Genomic DNA, 16,512 nt, shown 5'->3' with positions numbered 1-16,512 from the left:
CCGGCGGCCGGTCAGCCCTGGTGCCGGAACGGCCCGGTGATGGCGAAGACGTAGCCGGGGTTGCCGGGGCTGCCGTCGCCCTGGATGTTGGTGAAGAGGATCTTCTTGTCGGGCGAGAAGTGGGGACCGGTGAACTCGGCGTCGTTGACGTCGTTGCGCGCGAAGAAGAACGCCTCGCCACGGTCGGTGGCGCCGAGCAGGTGCTGCGCGCCCTCGCCGTCCTCGGCGATGATCACGCCGCCGAACGGGGAGACGGTGATGTTGTCCGGGCCGTCGGGGTCGCCGTCCTGGTCGGCCGGGGTGTAGGCGAACCGGAGCTTCAGCGTGATGGTGTTCTTCTCGGGGTCCAGGAACCAGACCTGCCCGTCGTGCTCGGCGGCGCTGCCGTCGGAGGTGCGGGCGAACGACGCGACGACGTACGCGCCGCCGTCGGCCCTCCACATGCCCTCGAGCTTGCGGCTGCGGGTGATCGGCCTGGCGTAGTCCTGGGAGCGGGTGGGCGTCGTGGTCGCGTCCCGGTCCGGCACGGTCACCCACTCCACCCGGTACGTCGTGCCGATCGCGGTCGCGACCGACAGGTCGGGGACGTGGGTGCCGCGGTCGAGGGCGCGCATCGCCTCCAGCGTCCCCTCGTCCGACCCCAGCGTCCGGAGCACGCGCTCGCCCAACCGCACGCCCCGGGGCGCGGTCCACCGGTAGAGCAGGCCGTTGGGGTTGCCGGCGTCCTCGGTGAGGTGCGCGCGGTTCTCCCGCGGGTCGATGACGACGGCCTCGTGGGCGTACCGGCCGAAGGCCTTGATCGGCTTCGGCTCGCGGTTGGCCGACTGGTCGTAGGGGTCCACCTCGAAGACGTAGCCGTGCCGCTGCTGGAGCCCGTTGGTGGCGGTCGGGACCGCCTCGGTCTCCTCGCAGGTGAGCCAGGTGTCCCACGGGGTCACACCGCCGGCGCAGTTGTTGACCGTGCCCGCGATGCTGACGTACTCCCGGATCCGCCGGCCGTCGCGGTCGACCTCCAGGGTGGTGCAGCCGCCGCGGGCGCCCGCGTCGTAGACCAGGCCCGGGATCGCCGGCACGGGGTTGGCCTCGTCACCGCCGACCTCGTGGTTGTAGACGAGCACGCTGCCACCGCCCCGGCGCGGGAAGCTGGCCGCGCCGTCGGGGTCCGCCGGCGTCGGGTGGCCGCTGTCGAGTGTCGTCACGCCGGTCTGGGCGACGACGGTGTAGCGGAAACCCTCGGGCAGGGACAGGACGCCCTTCGGATCAGGGACCAGCGGGCCGTAGCCGACGCCGCGCGGACCGCCGAAGCGCGCGGGGGCGGGCGTCGCACCGAAGAGGGTGTCGACGCTGCCGACCAGGACGATGCCCAGGCCGGTCGCCGCGCCACAGGCGAGGAAGGAGCGGCGGGAGACCGCGGAGTCGGTCTGCGGCAGCTGTTCGGACGTGGTCATGGGGCGGGGTGCTCCTCAGGAGTCGGGGTCGACGCCCTGACGCTCGCCGGGCGACCTGACGCGGAGCCGAACGCCGGTCGACGTCCCCGGTAACGGCTGCGAACGTACCCCGGCCTGGACCGATAGATCGCTAACTGTTAGACGTCTAAAGTGTCAGCATGAGCCCCGCCGAGCTGCCCGTCGGACTTCTGGTGGGCCGCGTCGCCAAGACGTTGAGCAGGGCGTTCGACGACGCCCTGGCCGCCGTCGGCGGCTCCTCCGCCACCTGGCTGGTGCTTTCGTCACTGAAGAACGGCGAGCACCGCACCCAGGGCGAGCTCGCCGAGGCGGTCGGCGTCCGGCAGCCGACACTCACCCACCACCTCGACGGTCTGGTCCGCGCCGGGCTGGTGACCCGCGACCGGGACCCCGGCAACCGCCGCGTCCAGCAGGTGACGCTCACCGACGCCGGCGAGGCGCTCTTCCTCCGGCTCCGCCGGGCCGCGGCCGCCTTCGAGGGGCGTCTCAGGGCCGGCCTGGAGGACGACGAGGTCGCGGAGCTGCGCCGCCTGCTCGCGCAACTGGTGGAGAACTCGCAGCCCGACTGACCCCTTGACCGGCCGCCCGCCATGGCTACACGATCTAGCCATGGCTACAGCGTCAAGCCGGACGCCTCGTGTGGCGCAGCGGCGGGCCGCCGTCGTCGAGGAGGCGCTCGAGCACGCGCTGGCGCTCATCGGCGAGGAGGGCGTGGGGGCACTGTCGGTTACCGAGGTGGCCCGGCGCATGGGCATCCGCGGCCCGTCCCTGTACAAGTACTTCCCGTCCCGGCACGGGATTTACGACGCCCTCTTCGCCCGGGGGCTGACCGGCGAGCTGGCGGCGATCCGGGCCGCCACCGACGGCCGGCCGCCGGGGCTGCCCCGGCTGCGCGCGGGCGGGGAGGCGGCGGTGCGGTGGGCGGTGGCCAACCCGGCCCTGGCCCAGCTGCTGCACTGGCGCCCGGTCCCCGGCTTCGAGCCGTCCCCGGACGTCTTCGCCGCCAGCAGGCAGGACATGGCCGACGTGCGGGCGGAGTTCGCCGAGGCCGTCCGGCTCGGTCAGCTCTCCGCCGCCGCGGACAGCGACGACGCCGTCCGGTTGTTCACCGTGGTCATGAGCGGGCTGGTGTCGCAGCAGCTGGCCAACCAGCCCGGCGTCCCCTTCGACGAGGGCGACTTCAGCCGCCTCACGCCCGCCGCGCTCGACCTGTTCTTCGCCGCCTACCGACCCTGAGGAGCTCCCGATGCAGACACTGGACCACGACTCGGTCAGCATCGTCGTCGACGCCGCACCCGAGGTCGTCTACGACCTCGTGGCCGACGTGACGCGAACGCCGGAGTTCAGCCCGGAGATTGACCGGTGCACGTGGCTCGACGGCGCCACCGGTCCGGCAACCGGCGCCCGCTTCGAGGCCGTCAACCGCACGCCCAACGCCCGCTTCCGGTTCCGCAACCGCCCCCGGGTGGTCGTGGCCGACCGCGGCCGCGAGTTCGCCTTCGCCCGCACCGAGCCCTTCGGCGGCACGCTCACCTGGCGCTACCGCTTCGAGCCCGAGGGCACGGGCACGCGCGTCACAGAGTCTTACGAGGTGCCGCGCCCGGTGTCGCGGATCGGCTGGCTCATCATCGAGCGCCTCGGCGGAAGCACGGACCGGCGCGCGGAGCTGCGCCGCGGGATGGAGACGACGCTGCGGCGCCTGCGGGAGGCGGCCGAGCGGGAGCCGGTGGCCTCGTGAGCCGGCAGCCCTACGCCCACGACGCGCTGCTCGCCATGGCCCCGGCCGAGGACGACCGGGCCCCGGGAGGCGCGATCACCGTCGCGCTCTGCGGCAGCTGGGAGCACCCACCGCCCTGCCCGCTGGCTCCCCACCACACCGCCGCCTCCCGCTCGGGTGAGGAGGTGCGGCTGCGGATCCTGTTCGCCGCCGATCCGGACGACGAGCAGCGGGTGCGGGCCGGCATCGAGGAGGCGCTCGCCCGGGGTGCCGGGGACCGGCCGGACGGCGGCCGGACGACGTGGCGGCTGGTCAGCGCCGCGGCGTCCGAGCTGCGGCCGGAGGAGCGGGAGCACGCGACACGGCTGGCTCGGAGCTGAGCGCGCCGCCGCAGGCCGCGGCGCGGTCCAGCAGCAGCGCGCGCTCCGGCTCGTTGCGGGTCAGCGCGGCGGCGCGCTCGAACTCGGCCCGCGCCTCGGCGAGCCGGCCCAGCTGCTCGAGCAGGTCGCCGCGCACGCTCGGCAGCAGGTGGTAGCCGCGCAGCGCCGCCACGTCGGTGAGCGCGTCGACCAGGTCCAGCCCGGCGGCCGCCCCGTAGGCGCGGGACACCGCGACCGCCCGGTTGAGCTCGACCACCGGCGACGGCGTCAGCTCGGCCAGCGCCTCGTACAGCGCCGCGATCCGCACCCAGTCGGTCTCCTCGAACGTCCGGGCGCGGGCGTGGCAGGCCGCGATCGCCGCCTGCAGCGCGTAGGGACCGAGGCTCCCGCCGGCGTGCTCCGCCCGCTCCAGCGCGGCGAGGCCGCGGCCGATGAGCACCCGGTCCCACCGCGTGCGGTCCTGGTCGCCGAGCAGCACCGGGGCGCCGTCCGGCCCGATCCGGGCCCGCAGCCGCGAGGCCTGCAGCTCCAGCAGCGCGACCAGGCCGTGCACCTCCGACTCCCCCGGGGTGAGCTCGGCCAGGATGCGGCCGAGCCGAAGCGCCTCCTGGCACAGCGTCGGGCGGATCCAGTCCTCGCCGGCGGTCGCCGCGTAGCCCTCGTTGAAGACCAGGTAGATCACCTCGAGCACGGAGGCGAGCCGGGCGGTGAAATCGGTGCCCGCGGGCACCTCGAAGGGCACCCGCGCGGCGGTGAGCGTGCGCTTGGCCCGCACGATCCGCTGCGCCAGCGTCGCCTCGGGCACGAGGAAGGCGCGGGCGATCTCGTCGGTGGTCAGCCCCCCGACCAGCCGCAGCGTGAGCGCCACGCGGGCCTCCCGGTTGAGCACCGGGTGGCAGGCGATGAACACCAGCCGCAGGACGTCGTCCTCGACGACCTCGTCGAGCGCGGCCGCCCAGTCCGGCTCGTCGGCCTCCTGCAGGTCCCGGCCCAGCTCCGCGGTCTTGCGCCGCAGCGTCTCGGCGCGGCGGAAGGTGTCGATCGCCCGGTGCTTCGCGGCGGCCATGAGCCACGCGCCCGGCCGGTCGGGGACGCCGGCGCCCGGCCACTGCTCGAGCGCGGCCACGAGGGCGTCCTGGGCGAGTTCCTCGGCGAGGCCGACGTCCCCGGTGACGCGGGTCAGCGCACCGATGAGCTTCGCCGACTCCATGCGCCAGACGGCGTCGACGACGCGGTGGACGTCCACCGTCGCCGCCGACGCCGTCGGAACCGGCTCGCTCACGCCTCCTGCTGCGCCGCGGTCTGCGCCCGGAGCCGGTCCTCCTGCTCCCGCAGCTCGGGCGTCATCGCCTCGCCGAAGTCCTCGGCCTCGGCGATCTTGCGGACCTCGACCTCACCGTCGCGGAACGGCGCCTTCTTCACCCACTCGAGCACCTCTTCGCGCGAGGAGACCTGCAGGATCCAGAAGCCGGCCACGAGCTCCTTGGTCTCGGCGAACGGGCCGTCGATCACGGTCGACCGGCCGTCCTTGTCGAACCGGACCCGCGCACCGTTGGAGCTGGGCAGCAGCCCCTCGCCGGCGAGCATGACTCCTGCCTTGACGAGCTCCTCGTTGTAGGCACCCATCTCGGCGAGCTCCTGCTCGGTCGGCATGCGGCCGCTCTCGGAGTCCTCGTTGGCCTTGACGATCACCATGTAGCGCATCGGTCTCTCCTTCGTCGTCGACGGGCCGACCCTCCCGGCTCCGTTCTGCACTGACGTCGAACGGCCGCCGACCCGATCGACAACGCCGGGAAGATTTTTCGGAATCTTCTCAGGTCGTCGAGTGCAGGCCGCCCGTCCCGGGTGCGTGGCGTCGACTCGCCGGCCCCGCCGTGGCGCCGCGGCCGTAGCGTGACGCCGTGGTCGAGCAGTCCCCGCCCCCGGCGTACCTCGTCGACGCCGCGGACAAGGCGCTGCAGCTCGTCCTGCTCCTGCAGTCCACCGAGGCGGTGAGCGTCAGCGAGGCCGCCGCGCACCTGGGCGTGGCCCGGTCCACCGCGCACCGGCTCCTCGCGACGCTGCGGCACCGGGAGTTCGCCGTCCAGTCGGGCGACCGCCGCTACCGCGCGGGCCCCGCGCTGCGCCGCGGCGTGCAACGCACCCGCACCACCCCGGCGCTGGTGGAGCTGGCCGTGCCCGTCCTGCGCCGGCTGCGCGACGAGATCGACGAGACGGTGCACCTGGTCGTGCTCGACGGCCGCGACGCGGTCTTCCTGCACAGCGAGGAGAGCCGTCAGCCGCTGCGGATCGGCTCGCGCGCCGGCGCCCGGCTGCCGGCGAAGTCGGCCTCCGGCGGCAAGGTCCTGCTGGCCGCGCTCGACCCGGCCGAGGTCGACGCCCGCTACCGCGGGCAGCTCGACCCGACCGCGCTGGCCGCGCTGCACGAGCAGCTGGCCGCCGTCCGCAAGGCCGGCTTCGGCGTCAACGACGGCGACACCGAGGCCGGCATCAGCGCGGTCGGCGTCGCCGTCCGGGACGACGCCGGCGTGCCGTTCGCCGCCGTCACGGTGTCCGTGCCGGCCATGCGGCTGACCCGCCGCCGGATCCCGGAGCTCACCGCGGCGCTGCACCGCTGCGCCGCGGAGCTGACCACGCTGGCCGGCTGAGCGGACGCTGCGCGCTACCGGGCGGGGCCGTAGAGCCAGTCGATCCAGCGGGCGTGGTCGGTGGGCAGTGTCCTGAGCAGCTCGTTGCGCAGCAGCCGGGCCACCCCGTCGACGTGCCAGATCTCGCCCCAGGTGCGGGCTGTCGACTGCACGCGCGCGGTGCGGTCGCGGCGGACGTCGGCGTAGCGGGCCAGCGCCGCCTGGACGTCGCCGTCGTCCTGCAGCGCGGCGGCCAGCGCGACGCCGTCCTCGATCGACTGGCAGGCGCCCTGCGCGAGGTACTGCAGCATCGGGTGCGCCGCGTCGCCGAGCAGGGCCAGGCGGCCGTCGACCCACTGCCGGATCGGCTCCCGGTCGTACATCTGCCAGCGGCGGTCCCGCCAGAGCAGCGGCAGCGCGTCCTGCACGGCGGCGCAGGTGCCGGCGAAGACCTCGTCGAGCTCCTCCGGACCGCCCCAGTCGGGGTCGGCGGGGTTCGCCAGGTGCCCGGGTGAGCGGAAGACGGCGACGGTGTTGGCCATCTCGCCGGCCCGCAGCGCGTACTGCACGCAGTGCAGGTGCGGGCCGATGAAGACGGTCACGTCACCGGGGTCGACGTGCGCGGCGGCCTGCGCGAACGGCACGGTGCCGCGGTAGGCGACGTAACCGGACGACACCGGCTGGTCGTCGGAGAGCCGGGTCCGCAGCGCCGAGCGCAGCCCGTCGGCGCCGACCACAGCGGCACAGCGGTGCACCGAGCCGTCGGCGCAGTGCACCTCGGCGGAGTCGCCGTCCTGCCGGACGTCGACGGTGCTGCGGCCGGTCTCCAGCGCGACCCCGGCCGCCGCGCACGCCCCCACGAGGACGTCGAGCAGGTCCGAGCGGTGGACGACGACGTACGGGCCGCCGTAGCGGGCGCGGAACCGCTCACCCAGGTCCAGCGAGGTGAGCTCCGAGCCGTCGAGCGCGTCGCGGAGCACCAGCCGCTTCGGCAGCACGCCGCGGGCGACGATCTCGTCGAGCACGCCGAGCCGGCGCAGCTCCCGGGTCGCGTTCGGCGCCAGCTGCAGCCCCGCGCCGACCTCGGCGAACTCGGCCGAGCGCTCCAGCACCCGCACGGAGCGGCCCGAGCGGGCCAGGGCCAGCGCGGCGGTCAGCCCGCCGATGCCGCCGCCGACCACGACCACGTCGGCGGTCGTCTGCGGGGAAGGGCCAAAGTGGCCACTTTGGCCCTTCGAGGCCGCGGCGGGGGCGCTCACAGCCACGCCGCCAGGGCCGGCAGCGGACCGTCGGCGGTGAGGTCCTCACCCTTGCTGCGGCCGGTCACCCAGGCGGTGACCGCCGGCAGCGGGCCCGCGACGGCGAGGGAGCCGGTGCCCCACTCGCGGTCGCCGGCGAACAGGACGACGTCGGGCACCTGGTCGCGCCGGTCCCACATGCGGAAGACGTCGTCGACCAGCGCGGCCTGCACGTCGTCGGGGATGTCGGCGAAGGTGATCCCGGCGTCGAGGTCGACGGCGTGCACCCACACCTCGCGGCAGCGCATCCAGGGCACCTCCAGCGCCGGCACCGTACGGCCCTGGGCGGTGCGCACCTCGGCCTGCCACGCCTCGTCCGGCATCTGCCCGACCGCCGCGGCGAGCCGCTCGGTCGCGGCCAGCACCTCCCCGCGCAGCGCGTCGGCGGGCAGCTGCGCCGCCTCGGCGATCCCGGCCTCGCGCGCTTCCGGGGAGGCGTACATCGGCGTCTCCACGCCGGTGCGGGCCCAGGTCAGCAGGTTGACCAGCGCGTCGGCGTTGCGGGCGACGTGGGCGAGCAGGGTCTGGCGGGTCCAGCCGGGCAAGAGCGACGGCCGGCCGAACTCGTCGTCGACGAGCCGGCCGAGGGCGGTGGCGAGGTGCCGCTCGCCGTCCTCCCACCAGGGCAGGGTCTCGGGTGTCACGGGTTCTCCTCCACGGTGCGGGGACGCCGCCGACGCTATCGGCCGGTTCGCGAGGCCACGACATCCGGATGGGAACGTTCTGTCAGACGGAACGGAAGGGGCGGTGCCCGTGGTCGGTGGCGTAGCCGGCCAGGACGTCGTCCACGGAGCCGCCGACGCGCAGGAACTGCTGGTCGAGCAGCCGGGCGAGGTCGTCGAGCGCCGTGGCGAGCAGCCGCCCGGCGAACCGGACGTCGGCCCGGGGTGACGCGGCCGCCGCGCGCGCCAGCCGGGCGGCCGTCCCGATGTTCGCGGCCAGGGACTCGGCGTCCTCGCCGTCCCGGAAGTAGTAGGTCTCGGCGTACTGCTTGAGGTCGACCCGGGCCTGCACCAGCTCGCCGGTGAGGCTCTCCAGCAGCGGCGCGGTCATCGCGATGTCCTCCTCGGCCAGGACCCGGACGGCGTCGGCGCGCTCCAGCAGCGACAGCCGGACGGCGAGCGACCGACGGCGGGTCAGCGCGGGGTAGACCTGCAGCACCCAGGTGACGGCCGCGGTGATCAGCGCGAAGCCGAGCAGCGCCTCCACCGGGACGGCGATCCGCAGCCACTCCTCGGTCGGCACGATGTCGCCGAACCCGAGGGTCGCCACGGTCACCATCGACAGGTACAGCGCGTCGAGCAGGCCGCCGCGTCCACTGGTGACCAGATCGCTGCCCAGCACGAACCCCCCGGCCAGGTGCGGCCAGTAGACCAGGGTCCAGCCGAGCGCGACCAGGGCGACCCAGCCGATGACGACCAGGCCCATCGAGAGCGGCCCGGCGAGGACGCTGACCCGGTGGCGCCCGCGCCGCGGCCGGCCGGCCCGCCACACGGCGGCCATGACCCGACGGCTGAAGCCGCTGCGCCCGCTCGGGTGCCAGAGCGTGTGGAAGATGTCCCGCAGCGCCAGCAGGACGACGGCGGCCCCGGCCGCGGTGACGAGCCAGCCGGCCAGCGGGTGCACGGGCGCGAGCCTGCCAGGTCAGGCGGGGGCCAGCCGCCGGCCGATCCGCTCCAGCAGCTCCGCCGCGTCGGCCATCGCCCGGTCGCGGTCGCCGCCGGCCTCGTCGAGCAGGGTGTGCGCCCCGCCGATGCCCACCTCGCGGAGCCGCTCCGCGGGCACGGTGCAGTCGCCGCACACCGCGACCACCGGGACACCGGGCGGGGTGCGGCGGGCCACGCCCACCGGCGCCTTGCCGGCCAGGCTCTGCTCGTCCAGCTTCCCCTCCCCCACGACGACCAGCGCGGCGCCGGCGAGGGCGCGGTCCGCGCCGACCGCGTCGAGGACGACGTCGATGCCCGGCCGCATCCGCGCCCCCAGGACGGCGAGCGCGGCGAACCCGGTGCCCCCGGCCGCGCCGGCGCCGGGCTGATCGGCCAGGTCGCGGCCGGTCGCGGCGGCGACCTGCTCGGCCCAGCGGGTCAGCCCGGCCTCGAGGACGGCGACGTCGTCGGGGGTCGCGCCCTTCTGGGGGCCGAAGACCGCGGTCGCGCCGGCCGGCCCCAGCAGCGGGTTGTCGACGTCGCTGGCCAGCGTGAGCTCGGTGTCCGCCAGCCGCGGGTCCAGGCCCGACAGGTCGAGCTCGGCGAGGTCGCGCAGCGCGGCGCCGCCCGGTGGCAGCGGCCGGCCGTCGGCGTCACGCAGCCGGGCGCCGAGGGCCTCCAGCAGTCCCGCGCCGCCGTCGGTGGTGGCGCTCCCGCCGACGCCGAGGACGACCGACCGGCAGCCGAGGTCGAGCGCGGCCCGGATCAGCTCCCCGGTCCCCCGGGTGGTGGCGGTGAGCGGCTGCCGCTCCCCGAGCAGGTGCAGGCCGGACGCCTCGGCCAACTCCACGACGGCGTGCTCCCGCGAGACGGCGAGCACCGCCTCGACCGGCTCGCCCGCCGGTCCGCTCACCCGGCGCGAGATCGCGCCCATGCCCGCGCTGACGGCGGCGGCCACCGTGCCCTCGCCGCCGTCGGCGACCGGCAGCGCGAGCGCCCGCGCTCCGGCCGCCTCCAGCCCCCGGACCAGCGCCGCGCAGGCCTCGACGGCCGTCAGCGAGCCGCGGAACTTGTCGAGGCAGACGACGACGGTGCCGCTGGACGCCATGCGGTCATTGTGCGGTTCCCGGGGTAGGGCGCAGGCCATGGCAGACGACGGGGCGACCGGTGGGTTCGCCGAACGGCTCGGGGCGCGGCCCGAGCACGCCGAGGACGGCCGCGCGACGCTCCGGTTCGAGGCGGCCGACGAGCACCTCAACCCGGCCGGCACCCTGCACGGCGGCGTGCTGGCGACGCTGGTCGACACCGCGATGGGGCTGGCGGTGCGCAGCACGACCGGCGACGAGGAGGTGCCGGCCACCAGCCAGCTGACCGTCACCTACCTGCGGCCGGGCACGCCGGGACCGCTCACGGTCACCGCGCAGGTGCGCACCCGCGGCGAGCACCTCACCGTCTGCGACGCCGACGTCGAGCAGGACGGGAAGGAGCTCGTGCACGCCGTCGCGACCTTCGCGCTGCTCCACAGCTGAGCCGGTGGACAGGGCGTCCGGGACACCGCGAGACTCTGGTTCCGGACGACGACGTCCCGAGGAGGCCGGCATGCCCTACCCCTACGACCGCAGCGGCACCGAGGTCGGACCCGACGGCGTGCGCCGGTACACCGGACTGCCGCAGAACCTCGTGCGGCTGCTGCGCAGCGCCGTCGACTCGAACCCGGACGCCGAGGCGCTGGTCGAGCTCGGCGGCGAGCGGGTGACCTACCGGCAGCTGTGGGACCGCGCCGCGCGGGTCGCCGGCGGGCTGCGGGCGGCCGGCGTGCAGCCCGGCGACCGGGTCGCCAACCGGCTGGGCAACGGCAACGACTGGGTCTACGCGTTCTGGGGCACGCTGCTGGCCGGCGCCGTCGTCGTGCCGGTGAACACCCGGTTCGCCGAGCCCGAGGTGCGCTACGTCGTCGAGGACTCCGGCGCCGCGTACGTCGTCGAGCCCGGGAGCACCCTGCCGGACGGCGACCCGCTCGAGGTGACCGACCAGGGCTTCACCGACCTGGCCGGCATCTTCTACACGAGCGGGACGACCGGCTTCCCCAAGGGTGCGATGACCACCCACGAGAACTTCCTGTCCAACATCGAGACCTGCCTGCGCTGCCTGAGCCTGCCGCGCGAGCCGCGGACGACGCTGATCTCGGTGCCGCTGTTCCACGTCACCGGCTGCAACTCCCAGCTGCTGGTGGTCACGGCGGTCGCCGGGAAGTCGGTGATCATGCCGGCGTTCGAGGTGCAGGCCTTCCTCTCGGCGATCCAGGACGAGCGGATCGACGTCCTCACCACCGTGCCGGCCATCTACTGGCTGGCGCTGCAGCAGCCGAACTTCGCCGAGATCGACACCTCGTCGGTGGTCTCGCTCAGCTACGGCGGCGCTCCCATCGCGCCCGACCTGGTGCACCGGATCAAGCAGGCGTTCCCGACCGCGCGGGTCGGCAACGGCTTCGGGCTGACCGAGACCTCGTCGGTGTCGACCTACCTGCCCGACGAGTACGCCGCCGAGCACGCCGACTCCGTGGGGTTCCCGGCCCCGGTCGTGGACCTCGACCTCGACCACCCCGACCCGGAGACCGGTGTCGGGGAGCTGCTGATCCGGGGGCCGAACGTCGTCGCCGGGTACTGGCGCAAGCCCGAGCAGACGCAGGAGACGTTCGTCGACGGCTGGCTGCACAGCGGCGACCTCGCCCGCATCGACGACGAAGGCCTCGTCTACATCGTCGACCGCAAGAAGGACATGATCAACCGCGGCGGCGAGAACGTGTACTGCGTCGAGGTCGAGAACGCGCTGGCCGCGCACCCGGCGGTCGGCGAGGTCGCCGTCGTCGGCGTCCCGGACCAGATGATGGGCGAGAAGGTCGGCGCCGTCGTCGTCCCGCTGCCTGGGCGCCAACTCGATCCGTCCGAGCTGCTCGTGTTCGCCAAGGAGCGGCTGGCCGACTTCAAGGTGCCGCAGTACGTGGCGGTCCGCAGCGAGCCGCTGCCGCGCAACCCGGGTGGCAAGGTGCTCAAGCCGCCGCTGCGCGAGCAGACGGACTGGCAACCCGTTCGTTGATCCCTCGGGAGGTTCCCCTGTGCCCACCGTCGAGACCGTCCGCGGCCCGGTCGACACTGCCGAGCTCGGCGCCACCCTCATGCACGAGCACGTCTTCGTGCTTTCCACCGAGCACGTGCAGAACTACGGCGTCGGCTCGTGGTGGGACGAGGACGAACGCGTCGCCGATGCGGTCGAGAAGCTGAACGAGCTCAAGGCGCTGGGCATCGACACGATCGTCGACCCCACGGTGTGGGGGCTTGGCCGCTACATCCCGCGGGTGCAGCGGGTCGCCGAGCAGACCGACATCAACATCATCGTGGCCACCGGGCTGTACACGTTCGACGAGATCCCGCACCAGTACGAGCACCGCGGCCCCGGACTGCCCCTGGACCTGCCGACCGACCCCATGGTCGACGACTTCACCCGCGACATCCGCGACGGCATCGCCGACACCGGGGTCAAGGCGGCGTTCCTCAAGTGCGTCGTCGAGGCCAAGGGCCTCACGCCCGGCGTCGAGCGCACCCTGCGCGCCTGCGCCGCGACGCACCGCGCGACCGGGGCGCCGATCACCGTGCACACGTCGTCCCCCACGCAGGCAGGCCGGCTGGTGCTGAAGGTCTTCCGCGAGGAGGACGTCGACCTGACCAAGGTGGTCATCGGTCACGCCGGTGACAGCAACGACCTCGACTACCTCACCGAGCTCGCCGACGCCGGCTGCCTGCTCGGCATGGACCGCTTCGGTCTGGACATCTACAACCCCACGCAGAACCGCGTGGACACGATCGCCGCGCTGGCCGAGCGCGGCTACGCCGACCGGATGGTGCTCGCGCACGACGCGAGCTGCTTCATCGACTACTTCCCCGACCCGGCCGCCCGGGCGGCGTTCCAGCAGGTCGCGCCGAACTGGAACTTCCGGCACATCAGCGAGGACGTGCTGCCGATGCTGCGCGACCGCGGGGTGAGCGAGGCGCAGATCCGGCAGATGCTGGTGGACACGCCGCGTCGCTACTTCGAGTAACGCGCGACCCGGCCCCGCTGCCAGGCGGCCGGAGTACGGTGACCCCTTCGCGAGAGGGGTGTCGATGCCTGTCTTCATGATCGAGCGGCGCTTCGCCGACGAGCTGGACGTCAGCAAGGAGGACGCCGAGGGCATCAACCGGATCAACGACGACGAGGGCGTGCGCTGGCTGTACTCGTTCCTCTCGGCCGACAAGCGGAAGACGTACTGCCTGTACGAGGCACCGTCGGCGGACGCGATCCGGCGCGCGGCGGAGCGCGCCGGACTGCCCGCCGACGTCATCGTCGAGATGACCGGGACGATGCAGCCCGACTCGACGCTCGTCCCCCTCTGACCCGGCGGCGGGTGTCAGTCCAGCAGCCGATGGAGGACGGCGAACCGCGCCGCCTGGGTGCGGTTCCCCGAGCCGGTCTTCGCCAGGATGCTGCGCACGTGGTTGGCGGCGGTGTTCTCGCTGATGAACAGCCGCTCGGCGATCTCGCGGTTGAGCATCCCGTCCGCCAGCAGCCGGAGCACCTCGGTCTCCCGGGCGGTCAGCCCCGCCGGGCCGGCCGGCCGCGGCTCCGGCTCCGCCTGCAGCAGGTCGAGCACCCGGCGCAGGCCGAGCGGCTCGGCCAGGGCGCGCGCCTCCGCCACGACGGCGTCCAGCCGGGCGCCGCGCACCCCGGACCGGCGCAGGTGCCGGGCGAGCGCGACGAGCGTGTACGCCCGGTGCAGCGGCGCCTCCATCCGCTCGTCGAGGTCCAGCGCCGCGGCGAACAGCTCCTCGGCGCCGCCGGTGCCGAGCAGTGACTCCAGGGCGCCGCGGTAGCGGTCGGCCGCGCCGAACACCGCGACGAACTGGCCGGCCACGAGGTTCAGCCCGGCGTACTCGTCGAGCATCGGCCGCAGGGTCCGGGCCGCCGGCTGGTCGCCGAGCCGCAGCGCCGCCTCGACGGCGAACACGAGCACGGCGGGCCACTGCGCCGACTCCTGGAAGCGGTCGAGCCGGCCGTCGAGCAGCCAGTGCAGCACCCGGGCCGCCGGCCGGTCGAGGCCCAGCTCGGTGTAGAGCGCGAGCAGCCCGGGTGCCCAGTGGTCCTGCGGCCGTTCCTCGCCGGTGATCAGCGGGCGGATCCGCTCCAGCGCGCCGGACTCGCGCCGGACCATGAAGCTCTGCACCGCCGAGACGCCCTCGGTGTCGTCGCTGCCGAACGCCTCGCCGAACTCCAGCAGCTCGTCGCAGGTGCGCTGGGCGCCGGTCAGGTCGCCCTCGACGAACTGCAGTGCGTAGCGCATGCAGCCGGCCACGTACGCGTAGAAGTCCTCGCCGCTGAACCGGCCGGCCCGCAGCAGGTCCTCCTGGGCCTGGGCCAGGCCGTCCGGATCACCGCGCATGTAGCCGATCGCGCCACGGAAGTAGGCGGACTGGGCCAGGTACCGCGGCTCCTCGGTGCGCCGGGCCAGCGTCGTGAGCTCCGCGGCCCGCTCGAGCTTGGTCGGCATGTCCGCGGGGCGCATCCCGTTCCACAGCGACGCCTGCAGCGCGTGCGCCAGCAGGTGGTCGTCGTCCGCCGACCGGGCCAGGACGATGGCGTGGTCGCCGACCGTGGCGGCGACCTCCGTGGCGCCGGTGAACGCCAGCGCGCGGCCGAGGCTGGCCATGCCGCGGACGCGCAGCGGATCGGCCGGGTCACCGGTGACGGCGTGCAACCCGTCGGTGAGCAGCTCCACCGCCCGGGCGCCGTGCAGGCCGGGGCGCCACGCGGCGTCCTCGTAGAGGATCGCGGCCTCCAGCCGCTCCCGCGGCCCGGCCGTGCCCGCCACGCGTTCGGCGAGCAGCCGCGCCCGGCCGAAGTCACCGCCCATCAGGTGGCTCGCGGCGGCGGAGTGGAGCAGCCGGTCGCGCTCAGCGGGGACGGCGGCGAGCGCGGCCGCCTGCTCGTAGGCGGCGCCGGCGTCCTCGTGCGCCAGGCTGCGGTCGGCGGCCTGCGCGGCCTCGGTCAGATAGCGCACCGCCTGCTCGGTGAACCCCAGGGCCGCGGCCTGCGCGTAGTGGAACGCCAGCCGCTGGGAGCGCGCCTCCGACGGCGGCATCGTCGTCTCCAGGACGCCGGCCACGTGCGCGTGCCGCAGCGCCCGCCGCGACGCCGGCATCAGCTCGAGCACCGCCTGCCGCGCCAGGGCGTGCACGAACCGGATGCCGCCCCCGACGGGCGCCTCCAGCAGGCCGGAGGCCACCGCGCCGTCCAGGGCGGTCAGCGTCACCGCGCGCTCGGTGTCGGCCGCGGCGAGCAGGGCCGCGACGTCCACGTCCTCGCCGATGACGGCGGCCAGCTCCAGCGTCCGGCGCTCGACCTCCGGCAACCGCTCGAGCCGGCTGGCGACCGTGTCGCGGACCGAGATCGGCGCCCTGAGGTCGTCGGGCTGCGCGCCCCGCGCGGAGAGGTCCTGCCAGAGCTCGCGCAGGAAGAACGGGTTGCCCCCGGTCTGGTCCCGCAGCAGCGCCGCGGAGCTGCGCGCGCGCTTGAGCGACAGCTGGCCCTCGGCCAGCAGGAACTCGGCGATGTCCTCGGTGTCCAGCCCGGCGAGGTCCAGGCGGCGGACGCCGTCGAGCCGGTAGAGCTGCGCGATCGTGCCGACGAGCGCGCCGGAGCGGTCCGGGGCGGTCGTGCGGTGCGTCCCGAGCACGAGCAGCCGGCACTCCGCCGTCCGCTCCACGAGGTAGGTCAGCAGCTGGAGGGCGGCCGGGCCGGCCCAGTGCAGGTCCTCGAGCGCCAGTACCAGCGGCGCCTCGCCCGCGGCCGTGCGGACCGCGTCGACGACCGAGTCGAACAGCTCCCGCCGGTGCTCGTGGTCGGCGGCCGCCGGCTGGCCGGCCAGCGTCCGCAGCCGGTCGGCGTCCCGCTCGGGCAGCGACCGGGCCAGCAGGGCCTCGATCGGCTCGACGAACGGCTGGTAGGGCGCGCCGAACTCGGCCGCGCAGGTGCCCAGCAGCACGGTTGCGCCGGACCGGTGCAGCGCCGTCGACACCTCGGCGAGCAGCCGGGACTTGCCACCGCCGGGCTCTCCGCCGAGGAAGACGACCTGGCGCAGGCCGGCGTCGACCGCCGCCCAGATCTCCTCGAGGGTGGCCAGCTCCGCCCGCCGGCCGACGAAGGTCGGACGCGCCGGATCGGCCCAGCGCGCCGGGAGGGGCGGTACCCAGCCGGACACGGCGGCAGGCTAGCCCCGCCGCGGGAGCTGCGTCGATGGCCAGATCTGACCATGGCCGCCGCCGCGCGGATCTCGCCGGTTCTGGTC

17 protein-coding genes are annotated in these 16,512 nt (G+C 74.8%); 9 read left to right on the top strand and 8 right to left on the bottom strand.

Annotated features, from left to right (window positions below):
• Positions 1–11: 11 nt before the first annotated feature.
• Positions 12–1,448 (bottom strand): alkaline phosphatase PhoX, encoded by a 1,437-nt coding sequence (locus ACWIYF_RS09205; protein ID WP_448627818.1) that lies wholly within the window; start codon positions 1,446–1,448, stop codon positions 12–14.
• A 158-nt stretch (positions 1,449–1,606) separates the two neighbouring features.
• On the opposite strand from ACWIYF_RS09205, the gene ACWIYF_RS09200 reads away from it, so the two are divergent.
• From ACWIYF_RS09200 to ACWIYF_RS09185, 4 genes are read left to right on the top strand one after another with little or no spacing between them, the layout of a single operon-like run.
• The gene (locus ACWIYF_RS09200; RefSeq protein ID WP_448627817.1) at positions 1,607–2,035 is read left to right on the top strand and encodes a MarR family winged helix-turn-helix transcriptional regulator; all 429 of its coding nucleotides are present in this window, start codon (positions 1,607–1,609) and stop codon (positions 2,033–2,035) included.
• 40 nt (positions 2,036–2,075) lie between these two features.
• Positions 2,076–2,702 carry a TetR/AcrR family transcriptional regulator gene (locus ACWIYF_RS09195; protein ID WP_448627816.1) on the top strand — a complete coding sequence of 209 codons (627 nt, stop codon included), beginning with the start codon at positions 2,076–2,078 and terminating at the stop codon, positions 2,700–2,702.
• 10 nt (positions 2,703–2,712) lie between these two features.
• The gene (locus ACWIYF_RS09190; RefSeq protein ID WP_448627815.1) at positions 2,713–3,204 is read left to right on the top strand and encodes an SRPBCC family protein; all 492 of its coding nucleotides are present in this window, start codon (positions 2,713–2,715) and stop codon (positions 3,202–3,204) included.
• A complete protein-coding gene (locus ACWIYF_RS09185) occupies positions 3,201–3,563 on the top strand; it encodes a hypothetical protein (RefSeq protein ID WP_448627814.1) in 363 nt (120 codons plus the stop codon). Before ACWIYF_RS09190 ends, ACWIYF_RS09185 begins: the two co-directional genes overlap by 4 nt.
• Here the strand turns inward: ACWIYF_RS09185 and ACWIYF_RS09180 are convergent.
• Together ACWIYF_RS09180 and ACWIYF_RS09175 are read right to left on the bottom strand one after the other, a co-directional pair.
• On the bottom strand, positions 3,496–4,845 hold the full coding sequence (locus ACWIYF_RS09180) for an RNA polymerase sigma factor (RefSeq protein WP_448627813.1): 1,350 nt from the start codon (positions 4,843–4,845) through the stop codon (positions 3,496–3,498). The genes ACWIYF_RS09185 and ACWIYF_RS09180 overlap by 68 nt on opposite strands.
• Positions 4,842–5,267: a YciI family protein gene (locus ACWIYF_RS09175; protein WP_448627812.1), complete on the bottom strand. Its 426-nt coding sequence runs from the start codon at positions 5,265–5,267 to the stop codon at positions 4,842–4,844. Before ACWIYF_RS09175 ends, ACWIYF_RS09180 begins: the two co-directional genes overlap by 4 nt.
• A 197-nt stretch (positions 5,268–5,464) precedes the next feature.
• Here ACWIYF_RS09175 and ACWIYF_RS09170 point away from each other — a divergent pair, with 197 nt between their 5' ends.
• A complete protein-coding gene (locus tag ACWIYF_RS09170; RefSeq protein ID WP_448627811.1) occupies positions 5,465–6,211 on the top strand; it encodes an IclR family transcriptional regulator in 747 nt (248 codons plus the stop codon).
• 14 nt (positions 6,212–6,225) lie between these two features.
• Here ACWIYF_RS09170 and ACWIYF_RS09165 read toward each other — a convergent pair whose 3' ends face one another.
• From ACWIYF_RS09165 to ACWIYF_RS09150, 4 genes are all read right to left on the bottom strand, one after another.
• Complete coding sequence (locus ACWIYF_RS09165) at positions 6,226–7,449, bottom strand: FAD-dependent oxidoreductase (RefSeq protein ID WP_448627810.1); 1,224 nt, start codon at positions 7,447–7,449, stop codon at positions 6,226–6,228.
• Positions 7,446–8,132 carry a maleylpyruvate isomerase family mycothiol-dependent enzyme gene (locus ACWIYF_RS09160; RefSeq protein ID WP_448627809.1) on the bottom strand — a complete coding sequence of 229 codons (687 nt, stop codon included), beginning with the start codon at positions 8,130–8,132 and terminating at the stop codon, positions 7,446–7,448. The genes ACWIYF_RS09165 and ACWIYF_RS09160 overlap by 4 nt, the downstream gene beginning before the upstream one ends.
• Before the next feature lie 82 nt (positions 8,133–8,214).
• Positions 8,215–9,114, bottom strand: a complete 900-nt coding sequence (locus ACWIYF_RS09155) for a potassium channel family protein (protein ID WP_448627808.1) — start codon at positions 9,112–9,114, stop codon at positions 8,215–8,217.
• A gap of 18 nt (positions 9,115–9,132) precedes the next feature.
• Positions 9,133–10,242, bottom strand: coding sequence for a glycerate kinase (locus ACWIYF_RS09150; RefSeq protein ID WP_448627807.1), 1,110 nt, complete (start codon positions 10,240–10,242; stop codon positions 9,133–9,135).
• A 37-nt stretch (positions 10,243–10,279) separates the two neighbouring features.
• Between ACWIYF_RS09150 and ACWIYF_RS09145 the strand changes: the two genes are divergently transcribed.
• The 4 genes from ACWIYF_RS09145 (at position 10,280) to ACWIYF_RS09130 (ending at position 13,564) form a co-directional block, all read left to right on the top strand.
• Positions 10,280–10,663, top strand: a complete 384-nt coding sequence (locus ACWIYF_RS09145; protein WP_448627806.1) for a PaaI family thioesterase — start codon at positions 10,280–10,282, stop codon at positions 10,661–10,663.
• Between the two features lie 70 nt (positions 10,664–10,733).
• Entirely contained in the window at positions 10,734–12,230 is a 1,497-nt protein-coding gene (locus tag ACWIYF_RS09140) for a class I adenylate-forming enzyme family protein (RefSeq protein ID WP_448627805.1), read from the top strand.
• 19 nt (positions 12,231–12,249) lie between these two features.
• A complete protein-coding gene (locus tag ACWIYF_RS09135) occupies positions 12,250–13,230 on the top strand; it encodes a phosphotriesterase family protein (RefSeq protein WP_448627804.1) in 981 nt (326 codons plus the stop codon).
• A 64-nt stretch (positions 13,231–13,294) separates the two neighbouring features.
• Positions 13,295–13,564: a DUF4242 domain-containing protein gene (locus tag ACWIYF_RS09130; RefSeq protein ID WP_448627803.1), complete on the top strand. Its 270-nt coding sequence runs from the start codon at positions 13,295–13,297 to the stop codon at positions 13,562–13,564.
• A 14-nt stretch (positions 13,565–13,578) separates the two neighbouring features.
• Here the strand turns inward: ACWIYF_RS09130 and ACWIYF_RS09125 are convergent, their stop codons facing one another.
• Positions 13,579–16,425, bottom strand: coding sequence for a helix-turn-helix transcriptional regulator (locus ACWIYF_RS09125; RefSeq protein WP_448627802.1), 2,847 nt, complete (start codon positions 16,423–16,425; stop codon positions 13,579–13,581).
• Between the last annotated feature and the right edge of the window lie 87 nt (positions 16,426–16,512).

This window comes from Geodermatophilus sp. URMC 64, assembly GCF_053502555.1.
This window is presented reverse-complemented; position numbering and strand designations above follow the sequence as displayed.

Coding starts and splice junctions, on each gene's coding strand:
- ACWIYF_RS09190 (WP_448627815.1), top strand. CDS start 2,713: ATGCAGACACTGGACCACGACTCGGTCAGCATCGTCGTCGACGCCGCA.
- ACWIYF_RS09195 (WP_448627816.1), top strand. CDS start 2,076: ATGGCTACAGCGTCAAGCCGGACGCCTCGTGTGGCGCAGCGGCGGGCC.
- ACWIYF_RS09175 (WP_448627812.1), bottom strand. CDS start 5,267: ATGCGCTACATGGTGATCGTCAAGGCCAACGAGGACTCCGAGAGCGGC.
- ACWIYF_RS09140 (WP_448627805.1), top strand. CDS start 10,734: ATGCCCTACCCCTACGACCGCAGCGGCACCGAGGTCGGACCCGACGGC.
- ACWIYF_RS09145 (WP_448627806.1), top strand. CDS start 10,280: ATGGCAGACGACGGGGCGACCGGTGGGTTCGCCGAACGGCTCGGGGCG.
- ACWIYF_RS09150 (WP_448627807.1), bottom strand. CDS start 10,242: ATGGCGTCCAGCGGCACCGTCGTCGTCTGCCTCGACAAGTTCCGCGGC.
- ACWIYF_RS09200 (WP_448627817.1), top strand. CDS start 1,607: ATGAGCCCCGCCGAGCTGCCCGTCGGACTTCTGGTGGGCCGCGTCGCC.
- ACWIYF_RS09205 (WP_448627818.1), bottom strand. CDS start 1,448: ATGACCACGTCCGAACAGCTGCCGCAGACCGACTCCGCGGTCTCCCGC.
- ACWIYF_RS09130 (WP_448627803.1), top strand. CDS start 13,295: ATGCCTGTCTTCATGATCGAGCGGCGCTTCGCCGACGAGCTGGACGTC.